Origin of the sequence: Amycolatopsis sp. NPDC051758, assembly GCF_044453095.1 — a bacterium.
Taxonomy (GTDB): domain Bacteria; phylum Actinomycetota; class Actinomycetes; order Mycobacteriales; family Pseudonocardiaceae; genus Amycolatopsis.
The window spans coordinates 157,811-170,465 of record NZ_JBITCJ010000014.1 but is presented as its reverse complement, the minus strand read 5'-3'; the positions used below and the strand labels follow the sequence as shown (position 1 = coordinate 170,465).

Sequence of the window (12,655 nt, the reverse complement as noted above, 5' to 3'; positions counted from 1 at the left end):
CCGAGCGGCGCCTCAGGCGTCCAGCACGATCAGAGCGTTGCGGATCCCCTGCTCCAGGATGTCGTCGGACAGCTGCCGGTCGGCCAGGGCGCGAGCGAGCTGCAGGGTCCCGACCATCAGGGCGTAGATGCCGAGTGTCTTGGTGCGCGCCGACGGCGGATCCTGCGGCGCCAGGCGGGCGGCGATGTCGTCGATGACGGCCAGCACGCTTCCGGTGTAGGCCTCCTTCGTCGGATCGGTGCAGCGGCCGATCTCGTCCAGCAGCGCGGCGGACGGGCAGCCCTCTTCGGGGTTGTCGCGATGCTCGGACGAGAGGTAGGTGCGCACCATCTGCTCGACGCCGTCACGGCCGGACGGGAACGAGGCGAGCCACTCGCGCTGGCCGCGCAGCTGCTCGGAGACCGCGGTGGCGACCAGGTCCTCTTTCGATTCGAAGTGGGCGTAAAAGGCGCCGTTGGTCAGGCCCGCGTCCTTCATGAGGGTGGCGACGCCGGAACCGTCGATCCCGTCGCGCTTGAGCCGGCGACCGGCAGTCTCGATGATCCGCTGCCGCGTCGCCTCCTTGTGCTCTCTCCCGTACCGCACCACACGCGCCTCCACTCACCGGACCGGCCCCATGTTAGTACGGTCATAATCCCAGCCTTTTGCCCATCATTGTAGTATGGTCATACTTCCATAATGAACCGTGCACCTCAACCGAATGGCTGGCTGACATGAAGGCCTGGATCCTCGATCGCTACGGAAAAAGCGGCAACGCCCTCCGGGCCGGCGACGTGCCGGAGCCCGCCGTCGGCGAGCACGACGTGCTGGTCCAGGTCCACGCCGCCGGCGTCAACGCCCTGGATTCCAAGATCAGGGACGGGGAGTTCAAGCTCTTCCTCCCCTACCGGCCGCCGTTCGTCCTCGGCAACGACATGGCCGGCGTGGTGACCAGCGTTGGCGCCCGCGTGCGCGCGTTTAAGCGCGGCGACGAGGTCTACGCGCGTCCGGACAAGGACCGGATCGGCACCTTCGCCGAGTTCATCGCCGTCCACGAAGACGACCTGGCCCGGAAGCCCAAGCGGCTCACGATGGCGGAAGCCGCTTCCGTGCCCCTCGTCGGCTTGACCGCCTGGCAGGCCCTGATCGAACGCGCGCAGGTGCGGAAGGGGCAGAAGGTCTTCATCCAAGCGGGTTCCGGCGGCGTCGGGACGTTCGCGATCCAGCTGGCCAAGCACCTCGGCGCGACCGTCGCCACCACCACGAGCACCGCGAACACCGGCCTGGTCGAACGCCTCGGCGCCGACATCGTGATCGACTACCGCAAGGACGAGTTCGAAGAAGTCCTGCACGACTACGACGTGGTCCTGCACAGCCTCGACAACGAGACGCTCAAGAAATCCCTGCGAGTGCTGAAGCCCGGCGGCAAGCTCATCTCCCTCTCCGGCCCGCCCGACCCGGACTTCGCCCGGGAAATGGGAAAGCCGTGGATCCTGCGCCCGGCCACCCGCGTACTGAGCCACGGCATCCGGACCGCGGCCCAGCGCCGCCAGGTCGATTACTCGTTCCTGTTCATGCGCGCCAACGGGTCCCAGCTGCGCGAGATCACCTACCTCATCGATGCGGGCGTCATCGAGCCGGTCGTGGACCGGGTGTTCCCCTTCACCTCGACCAACGACGCCATGACCTACATCGAGACCGGACGCGCCAAAGGCAAGGTCGTGGTCACGGTCCGACCCACCTGAGTGATCCTCACTTGCCGCACGGCGAGCGCTGCCTCCAGTGCCCGGCGGGCACCTGGCCCGGGAACGCCGGACCAGGTGCCCTCAGGTGCGGATCAGCCGTCGGATTCCGCCGACGGGATGTAGGCGCCCGGTACCTGGTCCGGCGCGAACACCTGGTGCTCACCCGGGTAGGGCTGCTGCCAGCCGTGCGTCTGATACCACGTGAAATGGTTCATCTGCGCGGGGTTGGCGTAGTCGGCGACGGCGTTCGGGCCGGTCAGCCGCTGGTGCGTCGTCCACTCCTGCCACTGCGCCGCCACCTGCGCCTTGTCCGCCGGCACCGCCGACGACGGCACCGGGGCCGCGGCGGGGTCCGGCGGGGCGGGGGTGTCCGCGCCGCAGGACGGCTGGGTTGCCAGGCCGCCCGTCAGCGAGGTGCGGTTGGGCAGCGCGGTGAACGGCGTGTAGTCCGGCTTCGGGGTGAAGGCCGCACTCATCGGCGTCGCCGCGCTGTCCTTCTGGTTCATCGGCTTGACCCCGAGGATCTGCTCGATCGTCCGGATCATCGTGATCTGCGAGTAGTAGTGGCTGTCGACGACGCCGTGCTGGGCGTACGGGCTGATGATCTGCACCGGGGCCCGGTGCCCGTCAACGTGGTCGAGACCGGCCTGGGAGTCGTCCTCGACGACGAAGATCGCCGAGTCCTTCCAGTACTGGCTGTGCGAGATCTCGTCGACGATCTTCCCGACCGCGAGGTCGTTGTCGGCGACCTGGGCGGCCGCGTTCGGCGGGCCGCCGGTGTGGTCGCTCGACAGCCAGAACATGTTCAGGTTGGCCGGCCCGTGCTTCTCGAAGTCGTCCTTCCAGATCTGGTACCGGTAGACGTCCGGCACCGCGGTGTCGAACTTCGGGAACCCGGGCACCGAAACGTCGTTCAGCGACGGGATCGGCGACGACGACACCAGCGGGTAGGCACTGGGCTCGCCGGTCGCCGCCATGTTCTTGCTGTCGCAGTAGAGGTTCTGCCAGCTCGCCCCGGCCGGCTTGGTCAGGAACTGCTGGAACTCGCCGAAGTCCCGCACCGACTTCCCGGCCGCCTGCGCGCCGGTCCAGAGGAACCCCGAGCTCTGGTGGCCGAGGGCGTCGTCCTCGGTGTCGTAGCTGCGCAGGTACTCCCCCGCCGACGACTCGGTGTACTCCGGGTTGTCGGCCTGCATCAGCCAGTTGTGGCCCTCGGCGGAGTTCGTGCCGATGTCGTAGGTGTTGTCGTACAAGCCGAACTGCCGCTCCAGCGCGTGCTGGTTCGGCGTCACGTTCTCGCCGAACTGCGCCACGGTCGGGTCGCCGTTGCCGCGCGCGTCGTCGCCGAAGAGCTGGTCGTAGGTCCGGTTCTCCTTGACCAGCAGGAAGACGTGCTTGATCGTCGACGGGTCGCCGAGCCGCGCCGGGACCGGGACGGCCTTCCGGTGGCCGTCGTCGTGGGCCACCTGCACGGAGTTGTCCGTCCAGCCGTTCTGCCTGAAGACCTGGCCGGTGTACCCGCGGATCGCGCGGTCGTCCGGCAGCCGGAACCGTTGCACGCTCGACGTCGTGTCGTGGGTGCCGTGCCCGGCGGCCGTGGTGGGCCGGCGGGCGTCGATGCCGCGCGTGTTGGAGACGACGACGTCCTTGCCGACGGTGGTGATCGCCGTCGGGAAGTAGTCCGTCGGCAGCAGGCCGACGTAGCTCACCGGCTCCTGCGCCCGCTGGTAGCGGTAGACGGCGACGGCGTTGGCGCGGCCGAGCGTCACCAGCAGGTGCCCGTCGTCGGTGAGGGTCACCCCGTCCGGCTCGTACCCGACCGAAGCCTGCGGCCACGGCTGGGTCGCGATGGTCTGGACGACCTTGTCACGGCCGGTGTCGATGACCGAAACGGTGTTGCTCGCGGTGTTCGTGACGAACAGCGCGCCATTCTTGAAGTACACGGCGGTCGGGTGGAGGCCGACGTCGATGCTCTTCGGCGCGGCGGCCGCGTTCGCCAGGTTGATGACGCTGACCGTGCCGCTGGTCGTCGCGCCGGTGAACGGGCTGGCCGGCACCTGGGTGTTGTACGAGTTCAGCGTCGGCTCCCCGGGCCGGGCCGGGCGACCGCCTTCGTTGCTGACGTACAGCCTGTTCCCGACGCGGACCAGGTCACGCGGCGCGTTGCCGACGGCCCAGCTCTGCTTGATCGCGCCGGTCGCCGCATCGAGGGCGACAACGCGGTTCTGGCCGTTGACGGCGGAGTACACGGTCGTGCCGTCGGGTGAAAACACGGCCTGGGCCACCAGCGCGTGCTTGGCGCCGTCCGCCGGGATCTTGACCGTCGTCGGAGCGGCGACCGTGCCGTCCGGGTTCACCGTGAACCGGGTGTAGCCGTCGGTCTGCGCCAGCCACAGCGCCTTGCCGTCCGGGGAGTACGTCGGCCCTTCTTGACCGACGTCGTTGCCGGGGATGCGCAGGTTCGCCGTCGCGGAGTTGCCGACGAGCTGCTGCACCTTCCAGCTCTTCAGGTCGACGATCGTGAGCGCGATCCCGCCGTCGGTGGTCAGCGCGGCGAGGTGGGCGCCGTCGGGGCTGACCGCGGACGCCATGATCTTGCCGTTGTTCACGACCAGCCGGTCGCCGATCGGCTTGAGGTACTGGTCGGCGGAGACGACCTGGCCGTTCTCGGTGACCCGGCCGACCTGGTCCTCACCGAACTGCTGCGTCGACGCGACACCGACGCCGGTGCCGGTCGCGACGAGCACGAGCGTGGCGGAACCGGCGGTCGCGTAGCGGAACCGGCGACCACTGAGGTGACCGAGAAGGCGAGCCTTCCCGACACGCCGTCTGCGGCGTGTTACCTGCATCGGGTTATCCCTTCGTGGAGGAGAGCAGCTCGACGTTCGCGTCGAACTGCCAGAGCGGGTTGGGTTGGTCCCCCGCGGGGGTCCGCACCTGGAAGTAGCCGTTCACTTCCTTCGGTCCGTCGCCGTCGGCGACGTACCGCCCGTCCGAGGTGATGTCCAGCTGGTAGATGGCCTGCCCGGTCGCCGCGATGCCCGGCAGGTGCCAGGAGACGACGCACCGCCAGTCGTTGCCGGGCCCGTCGGGCTCGACCAGGCCGTCGCCCTTGGTGCACGCGGCGGTGGCCCCCAGCTCCGCTTCGGTGACGTCCGGCCGGTTGAGCTGCCCGGCCTGCAGGCGGTAGAGGTGGGCGAACGCCGTGGCGAGCGACGTCTGCACCTTGTCCTGGTCGATCCCGGACCCGGTGGCCGGCGTGGCCACGGCGATGATCCCGGCCGTGACGGCGAGGAGCGCGGCCAGTGGCAAGGCGCCGGCGACGAACGCCCGGCGCCCCGAGCCGTCGTGGGCGAGGTTGGTGAAGTCGCGGCGCACGAAGAGCAGGTAGGCCAACGCGGTCGCGAGCACGGCCCACGCCAGGCTCACCCCGATCGCGATCAGGAGCGGGCCGAGCTGGGCCGGGCCGGTGAACAGCCCGTTCCACGCGATGAACGCGTAACTGGGCAGCGCGAGCCGCACGGCGACGGGCAGCGGCAGCAACTGGGCCAAGGCCATCGCGAGGGCGACGACGGCGGGCAGCAGCAGGCCCATCGGCGACCGTCCCCACAGGACGGACCCGAGCCACCCGACGGCGGCCAGGGCCAGCGTCGGGGCGAGCACGCAGACCCACGCGAGCAGGACCTGCGCCGCGGCCTCTCCCGGCGCGAGCAGGTGGCCGTCGAAGCCCACCAGAGCCCGGTTCCCGGCCGCCACGAGGCCGCCGACCGTGCCGGACACGGCCATCCCGGCGACGAGCACAACGATGACGGTGAGGCTGGAAAGCGCTTTCGCGACGAAGATCCGCCGGGTGGACCGGACCGCCACCAGCAGGTGCCGCCAGGTGCCGAGGCGGTCTTCGGCGGCGAACACGTCACCGGCGACCACCGACGTCAGGAGCGGAAGCGCATACGTGCCGGCGAACCCGAGCATCACCAGCGGCCCGGCCCACCCCGTGGCGTTCATCCACCGGCCGAACAGGGTGTCGACGGGCAGCGAGCTCTGCTCGCTCACCGCGCCCACGAACAACGCGGGCGCGATCCAGCAAGCGAGCACCAGCAGGCGGATCCGCCAGGTCGAGAACAGCTTGACCAGTTCGAAGCGGTAACCACGCGACAGCGGGACGGGCCTGGTGGCGGCGACCGGGGACTCGGCAACGGTCGCGGTCATCGGCCGGCCTCCTGTTCGGTGCGGGCTTCGGTGAGGGCGAGGAACGCGGCTTCCAGCGGGGACACCACGGGGGCGAGCTCGCGCACGGCGATGCCGTCTTTCACGAGCCGTGGCACCAGTTCGTCGAGCGCGGGCACCAAGGCGCGCACCACGAGCACCTCGGTGTCCCGCCGGGCTCCGGTGTCTTCGGCGAGGCGGATCCCGGCCGTGCCGGCGATCACGCGGCGGGCGGCGGCGGGGTCGGACGTGCGCAACCGGTAGTCGAGCTCGCGGTTCTCGGCGGACAGCTTGCCCAGCGGGCCGGTGAACACGACGCGTCCGGCGGCGAGGATGGTGACCTCGGAACACAGGGCCTCGAGGTCGTCCATCCGGTGGCTGGAAAGCACCACGGTCGTGCCGCCGGCCGCGAGCCGGTCCAGGACGCCGTGCACGTGCCGCTTGCCGACCGGGTCGAGACCGTTGGCCGGCTCGTCGAGCACCAGGAGCCGCGGTTCGGTGAGCAGGGCCGCCGCGAGGCCGAGCCGCTGCCGCATGCCGAGGGAGAAGCCTCGTACCCGGTCGTCGATGACGTCGGTGAGACCGACCTGCTCGAGCACCTCGGCGATCCCGGCCGTCCGGCCGTCACGGCCGCGCAGCGCCGCCAGCGCGGCGAGGTTCTGCCGGGCGGTGAGCGAAGGGTAGAGGCCGGGGCCGTCCACGAAGCCCGCGACGCCACCAGGCGCGGCGAGCGCGCGCCCGATCGGCGTGCCGAGGACCTCGAGCCGGCCTTCGTCGGCGACAGCCAGGCCCAGCAACAGCCCGAGCAACGTCGTCTTCCCCGCGCCGTTGGGCCCCCCCAGCCCGTGGATCTGCCCCGGTGCCACGTCCAGATCGACGCCGTCCAGCGCGACGACGTCGCCGAAGTACTTCGTGATTCCGCGCGCTCGTACCGCGACGGGTGTGCTCATTCCCTTGCCTTCTTTCCTGGCTCGCGCCAGAAAACTTAGGCATGACAAATGACTTCGGCGGGCGCGCGAGGTGAACGCGGATCGAACGAGAACCGTCCGGTGAACGCCGCACGGGTGAAATGTCCGAGTTGATTCCGATCTTGCGCCGCGTTAACCGGCTCCTTGCCTGCGCCGCTCGGATCGGCCTGGGTCGCGACGCTCCAGAAGTGCTCAATCCCGCCGGAGCCGACGACGGCACAGTTCACGCGGCCGCGGCGTGTCGTACGGGCGCCCCGCCGTCGCCGAATGCTCGTGGAGCGCGGACAAGGTGCTGCGTCGACGACGGGCCGGGTCTGACGCGACAGGTCAGGGCTGCGGACTCGGCGGCGCCTGACGGCTCTCGGCCGGCAGCCGGTCGGCTCCCCAGCTGCGTTCGACGTACCCGAGGATCCGTGTGACGTCCTCGGCGGGCACCTTCTCCGGCTGCCCGCGCTCGAGCGGGTCGACGTGGAAGATGTAGAGCCGCGAGGCGAACTGGTCGAACGGCAGCGACGCCTCCCCGAACCGCTCGCCGTTGCCGGCCGTCGAGACCACGACGCCGTCGCCCCAGTCCTGGCCGCTGTCGTTGTTCGGGTTGAAGAAGTACACCCGCATGACGTCCTGCGGATCCGGCGCGGCTCGCAGGATCGTGATCGCGTGCCAGCCGATGTAGCGCGCCGCGCTGTCGGTGACCGCGACGCCGGCCGGCTGCGGGTGGATCAGGGGCTGCCCGCCGTTGTAGGACGGGTGGTAGCTCGCGTGGAAGTGCCGGTAGAAGTCGTCGAGGTCGATCAGCTGCCCGGTCGCGACGTCGACGTTGATCCGGAAGCCGCGCGCGGTCCACCAGCCGTGGAACTCGGGGTTGACCCACCGGTGCGGGTCGCCCGGCCGGTCGGCGCAGCGTCGGCCCATCTCGGCGTAGATCCGGTCCAGGTGGGGCACGACGAGCAGCGACACGGGATCCAGGTCCATCGGCAGCGTGGCCGCCAGCCCGGCCGCGCTCTCCTTCGACGAGATCGGCTGCCCCTCGAAGTGCATGATGACCTCGTCGTCGCGGGCCGCCCACGCCACGATCTGCAGCAGGTAGTCCGGGTCGTTGTAAGCCCACATCGACAGCGCGCGGGCCGACTGGCAGGTGGGGTTGTCCCCCTGCCCGACGCCGAGCGGCAGGCCCAGCATCGACAGCACGCCCGCGACCAGCCGCGCCTCGGGTCCCGGCTGGTCGCCGAACACCGTCGTGAGCCGTTCCCGGGCGACCGGGGCCAGCTCCAGGGCCAGCTGGCGCCACAGCGCGGGCACCACCGGCGGCTCGTACAGGATGCCGCGGTCGAGCAGCAGCGCCAGCCCGTAAATGCACTGCGCGGTCTGCGGGTGCACGGCCACCTCGATCAGCCAGTGCACCAGGTCGCGGTAGCGCAGCAGGCAGTTGCGGCCGGTGTCGGACAGGCCGAGGGCCTCGCCGAGGAGGTAATCGCTCTCGTGCCGCAGGAACCGCAGCAGCTCCGCGTGGTACGGCGACACCAGGCCGGTGTCGTGCATCGCCCTGGCGAACCCGGTGGCCTCGTACTGCAGGGCGCCGGTGTCCATCGCCGCCAGCCGCGACCGGAAGACGTCGACGCCCGGATCCTCCCGGCACGCCTCCGTGGTGCCGAACAAGCTGGTGATGAGCCGGTCGAGGCCCTGCCCGGACGCTCCCCCCAGCGCGACGTCCGGATCGCCGCGGTAGATCGCGATCCGGGTGATCAGCGACTGCACCTGGTCGACCTGGATCGGGCGCTGACGCAGGATCCGCCAGATCTCGTCGACCAGCTCGTCCAGGACGCTGTCGTAGCCGACCTCGTCGGCGACGTGCCGGAACAGATCCCGGATCAGCTGCGCCGTGCGGCCCTGCCGGACCCGCTCCGCCTCGCTGGGCGGGGTGAACAGCAGTTCGAGGTTCATCGCCAGCACCTGCGACAGGAACTGACGGGCGTCCTCGGCCGACAGCGTGGGGTGCGTGAAGTCGCCGCGGGCCACGGCGAGCATCCGCAGCTCGCTCGTCGCCTCGATGACGACGGTGTCCGCGTTCTCACTGCGCAGGCCCGGCCCGACCAGCGAGGGGACGAGGATCTCCGGGGTCGCCCAGTCGGTGCCCTGGAACAGGCCGGCTTCCTCGATCGCCTGCGCCCTGGCCTGAACCGCCGCGGGCCCGCCCGGCTGCAGCAGCACCCGCCGCAGCGCTTCCAGCACGCGCCGCAGCTTCGTGTGCTTGCCGAAGTCGCGGGTCTCGGCCATCGCCCGCACGGCGTCGTCGAGCGCAGCCACACGCTTGGCCAGGGCCACTTCCCGGCCGTCGGTGGTCGGTTTCACAGGGTTCCCCCGGGGTCGGTCTCCGGCCTCCACATCAGACGTAGAAGTCGTACTCTTCCTGCTCCTTCAGCAGATCGCGCATCCGGTACGCGTCGTCGCCGAAGAAGTACAGCAGACCCCAGTGCGTGCCGAACGCGGTCCTCTTCGTGACCGTCTCCTCCAACGGCGCCGAGAGGTCGTGCGACTCGTAGTAGTCGTCGTCCTGGGTCTGCTCGGGGATCCGCAGTTCGCTGACGACCCGCCGGCGCGGGTAGACGCCGAAGCACCCCGCGACGCCGGACGCGTCGACGACCTCGCGCGGGAAGAAGGCGTCGATCTCTTCCTCGGTCGTCTTGGGGTCGAACGCCAGCGCCAGGCCCTGGTAGGCGTTGAACCCGTAGGCCCGTTCGAGCAGCTCGAAGACCTTGAAACCCGGTGGCCGGTAAGCGACTTCACCGAAGTACATCTCGCCGTCGCTGGTGACGAAGTACTCCGGGTGCACAAAACCGAACTCGATGTCGAAGGCCTTGATGAGCTTCTCGATCTGCGCGGTGATCTGCGGCCGGTACTTCTCCAGCTCCGACGTCGCCGGGACGAACACCGAGTACCCGAGCGTGACGTATTCGGAGATGTTCAGGAACTTGATCTTCCCGTTGTGGATCCACGCCTCGACAGCGAACTCCCAGCCGTCCAGGTGGGATTCCATCAGCACCGGGAACTCGTCCTCCGGGATCGAGTCGATCTCGTCGGGCGTGCGGATGACGCGGTGCCCGAGGCAGCCGGCCTTGTCGAAGGCCTTGAGATGGATCGGGTCGTTGGGGTCGCCGTCGAGCTTGAGCAGCGTCTGGTTGACGCGCTTGAGGAAGCGGATGACGTCGTCGCGGTCGTGGGCTTCTTCGAAGATCCCCACCCGGATGCCGCCGAGCTGCGCGCGGCGCTTCATCAGCGCCTTGTCGCGCAGCAGCATGGCCTGTCCGAACAGCCGCGGGTTGTCGAGCAGGACGGAGTTGATCGCCCCGGCCCACTCCACCGTCTCCTCGAACAGCGGGATCGCGACGTCGACCCCTCTTTCCTTCAGGATTTCGGCGATCTCCAGCGACCGATCGTTGAGCCGCTCGAAATTCCAGGGCACATAAGGGATGTCGTGTTCTTCGCAGTACTTTTCGGCCCAGTCCGGCGCCACCACGACGTATCGCCGGTCGAAGCGGTCGAGGGCCTCGACCGCGTTGAGGCTCCAGCCGAGCAGGGCCAAGTGACCCTTTTCGGGATTTTTGGTGGCCGGTTCGGGCTGTGGCATGGACCATTCCTCCGGTTCGGCGCGTACGCATCTCGTTCTTGTCGTGGGGCAACCGTACCTGGCGGCTCCGGGGGTCCGCTGAACGAAGACGCGGGTAGCGGCTCACCCTGTGAGATCGCCCTCTTTCTTGTTTCGCTCCGCGTGGAACGCCGGCTCGCCTCCACTGTGGAGGTTCATCCCGAGGCCGAACGTCTCCGCCCTGGGCAGCCGGATGATCGGCTCACCCGCAATGCACTTGGTCTTGACGGGGAGTCTGCCCTACTGTCCACCACGTGGTGATCGCTGCTGAACGGAGGTTGTCATGCACAAGCTGATGGTCCTGTACCCCGAGCCCGCCGATCCCGACCACTTCCGCGACTACTACGTGAACACCCACCTCCCGCTGGTCTCCCGCATGCCCGGCCTGCTCGCCTGGCGCTACAGCTTCGAGGTGGCAGCGACGCCGGGACAGACCCCGTACTTCGCGGTTTTCGAAGCCGAGTTCGCCGACGCTGCGGCAATGACCGCGGCGCGGGCGTCTCCGCAGGGCCAGCAGGTGGCTGCCGATGTCGCCAACTACGCCACCGGTGGCGCGGTCGTCATCCACTACCCGGTGCAGAACGGCACCAGCTGAGCCTGGCCCTGAAGCACCGCCGTATCCCCGGTGAGCCATGTTCGCCACATCCTTGCGGTCACGGCCGGGGTTCTTGCAGTGTCAGCTGGACACGCTCTTGGACAGCCGCTTTCGCCACTGCACGAGGTGGTGGCGGGTGGCCAGGGTCTCGGGATGATCGGCGCCCAACACCCGTCTCCGGTCGGTCAGCAACTCCTTCAGCGCAGCGACCGCCCCCGCTGGGTCCCCGGCCCTTGGCCGAAAAGCCAAGCCCGAACTCGACCTCCAGCTTGTCACCGAACCGCAAGGCACGGAAGCGTTCGGTCATCGGTATGAGGGGAAAGGGCGAATGCAGGGATTTCCCTCGACCGGTATCCGTAGGGATTTCCCGAATATGCCGCGCCGAATCGCGGCCGTAACGTCGTACCTGTCGGCAAATCAGCCGAACACACGACGAAGGGAAATCCATTGTTCTCGTTGCAGGGTGCGACCCCGGCCTCCTTGACCGCCGTCGACGACAGTCTGACCTTGAACTCCGCGGACCTGCCGAGCGAGTGGGTGCGGGCGGCGAGCGAGGCCCACCTCTACGTGCAGACCGTCGCGAAGGGAATCGCGCAGCAGAACGGCCTCGACATCGGCGACCCGGCGCTCTATCGCAGCCAGCACTGGTACGACGCGCTGACTTCGGCGATCGCCGATTACGCCGACTTCGTCGAAATTTCCGGATCCAAGAGCGTCCAGGTCAGCAACTCGACGCACAGCGGCTCGCTCAACCTTTCGGCCATCATGGGGTCGATCATGACCTTGTACCTGGGTCCGGCCGCCGCCGCGGAGTGGTCGACCCTGAACGATCTGCTGGGGCACGCCTCGGACCCCGCCGTCTCCGACTTCATGAACTTCTGGTGGAGCCACGTCGCCAAGAGCACCAAGGACACCGGCATGAGCATCGGCCCGAACGTGCGGACCGCCGACAACCAGATCGAGTGGGCAGTGTGCTTCTACTCGATGACGCACGTCATCGACGACTGGCGCAGTCTGTTCGTTTCGTCGACGTACGAGGAGTTCGACGTCAGTTCCGCGGGCCTCACGCTGACGATGGACTACGACACCTACGTCGACTACGCCGAGAGCGCGGTCAAGACCTACCTCGGGGCCGACATCGCGAACAAGATCCGCAACGCGCCGCTGCCGAGGTCGTCCCGGACCCTGGGTTCGCGGCACTCGAAGATCCTCAACGCCCCCCGCCCCGTGCCGAGCGAGGTGCAGGTCGTCACCAGGACGATCGGCAGCGTCAACGTCGTGGACCCGCACGGTGATTCGATGCTCGGCGCCAACGGCATCGGGGACATCACCCTCAACGGCCCCGACGTCCAGGCGCTGCGGTGCGGTGTCTTCACGAAGCCGGTTCCGGTGGTGGGCAAGTCTTACGTCGTGTCCGGCACGTACGCCGACACGAACCTGCCGTTCAGCTACACCCTGCGGTGCACGCAGACCGGTAAGCAGTCCTCTTTCGCGCCCTGACCGACCGGCCGGCGCGAGG

The 12,655-nt window shown here is 69.0% G+C and carries 10 protein-coding genes; 3 read left to right on the top strand and 7 right to left on the bottom strand.

The features are described 5' to 3' along the window. Window positions 1–12: 12 nt before the first annotated feature. Window positions 13–585: a TetR/AcrR family transcriptional regulator gene (locus tag ACIA5G_RS45655; protein WP_395935290.1), complete on the bottom strand. Its 573-nt coding sequence runs from the start codon at window positions 583–585 to the stop codon at window positions 13–15. Window positions 586–713: 128 nt separating this feature from the next. Here ACIA5G_RS45655 and ACIA5G_RS45650 point away from each other — a divergent pair, with 128 nt between their 5' ends. Further along, a complete protein-coding gene (locus tag ACIA5G_RS45650; RefSeq protein WP_395935289.1) occupies window positions 714–1,724 on the top strand; it encodes an NADP-dependent oxidoreductase in 1,011 nt (336 codons plus the stop codon). A 92-nt stretch (window positions 1,725–1,816) separates the two neighbouring features. Here ACIA5G_RS45650 and ACIA5G_RS45645 read toward each other — a convergent pair whose 3' ends face one another. The 5 genes from ACIA5G_RS45645 to ACIA5G_RS45625 all read right to left on the bottom strand — a co-directional run bounded on the left by ACIA5G_RS45645 (window position 1,817) and on the right by ACIA5G_RS45625 (window position 10,523). Beyond that, window positions 1,817–4,573, bottom strand: coding sequence for a bifunctional YncE family protein/alkaline phosphatase family protein (locus ACIA5G_RS45645; protein WP_395935287.1), 2,757 nt, complete (start codon window positions 4,571–4,573; stop codon window positions 1,817–1,819). Window positions 4,574–4,577: 4 nt separating this feature from the next. Beyond that, window positions 4,578–5,933 carry an ABC transporter permease gene (locus ACIA5G_RS45640; RefSeq protein WP_395935285.1) on the bottom strand — a complete coding sequence of 452 codons (1,356 nt, stop codon included), beginning with the start codon at window positions 5,931–5,933 and terminating at the stop codon, window positions 4,578–4,580. Beyond that, window positions 5,930–6,880: an ABC transporter ATP-binding protein gene (locus tag ACIA5G_RS45635; RefSeq protein WP_395935283.1), complete on the bottom strand. Its 951-nt coding sequence runs from the start codon at window positions 6,878–6,880 to the stop codon at window positions 5,930–5,932. The genes ACIA5G_RS45640 and ACIA5G_RS45635 overlap by 4 nt, the downstream gene beginning before the upstream one ends. Before the next feature lie 345 nt (window positions 6,881–7,225). Then, window positions 7,226–9,247 (bottom strand): hypothetical protein, encoded by a 2,022-nt coding sequence (locus tag ACIA5G_RS45630; RefSeq protein WP_395935281.1) that lies wholly within the window; start codon window positions 9,245–9,247, stop codon window positions 7,226–7,228. A 34-nt stretch (window positions 9,248–9,281) separates the two neighbouring features. Beyond that, window positions 9,282–10,523 (bottom strand): acetyl-CoA carboxylase biotin carboxylase subunit family protein, encoded by a 1,242-nt coding sequence (locus ACIA5G_RS45625; protein WP_395935279.1) that lies wholly within the window; start codon window positions 10,521–10,523, stop codon window positions 9,282–9,284. Between the two features lie 301 nt (window positions 10,524–10,824). Between ACIA5G_RS45625 and ACIA5G_RS45620 the strand changes: the two genes are divergently transcribed. Continuing rightward, the gene (locus ACIA5G_RS45620) at window positions 10,825–11,136 is read left to right on the top strand and encodes an EthD family reductase (RefSeq protein WP_395935277.1); all 312 of its coding nucleotides are present in this window, start codon (window positions 10,825–10,827) and stop codon (window positions 11,134–11,136) included. A gap of 81 nt (window positions 11,137–11,217) precedes the next feature. Here the strand turns inward: ACIA5G_RS45620 and ACIA5G_RS45615 are convergent, their stop codons facing one another. Next, a complete protein-coding gene (locus ACIA5G_RS45615; RefSeq protein WP_395935274.1) occupies window positions 11,218–11,412 on the bottom strand; it encodes a tetratricopeptide repeat protein in 195 nt (64 codons plus the stop codon). Between the two features lie 231 nt (window positions 11,413–11,643). Here ACIA5G_RS45615 and ACIA5G_RS45610 point away from each other — a divergent pair, with 231 nt between their 5' ends. Further along, window positions 11,644–12,636: a hypothetical protein gene (locus ACIA5G_RS45610; RefSeq protein WP_395935272.1), complete on the top strand. Its 993-nt coding sequence runs from the start codon at window positions 11,644–11,646 to the stop codon at window positions 12,634–12,636. Window positions 12,637–12,655: the final 19 nt, after the last annotated feature.

What these genes read in the sequence shown, in the direction of transcription:
- ACIA5G_RS45640 (WP_395935285.1), bottom strand. Translation starts at nt 5,933, where the DNA reads ATGACCGCGACCGTTGCCGAGTCCCCGGTCGCCGCCACCAGGCCCGTC.
- ACIA5G_RS45625 (WP_395935279.1), bottom strand. Translation starts at nt 10,523, where the DNA reads ATGCCACAGCCCGAACCGGCCACCAAAAATCCCGAAAAGGGTCACTTG.
- ACIA5G_RS45620 (WP_395935277.1), top strand. Translation starts at nt 10,825, where the DNA reads ATGCACAAGCTGATGGTCCTGTACCCCGAGCCCGCCGATCCCGACCAC.
- ACIA5G_RS45635 (WP_395935283.1), bottom strand. Translation starts at nt 6,880, where the DNA reads ATGAGCACACCCGTCGCGGTACGAGCGCGCGGAATCACGAAGTACTTC.
- ACIA5G_RS45645 (WP_395935287.1), bottom strand. Translation starts at nt 4,573, where the DNA reads ATGCAGGTAACACGCCGCAGACGGCGTGTCGGGAAGGCTCGCCTTCTC.
- ACIA5G_RS45650 (WP_395935289.1), top strand. Translation starts at nt 714, where the DNA reads ATGAAGGCCTGGATCCTCGATCGCTACGGAAAAAGCGGCAACGCCCTC.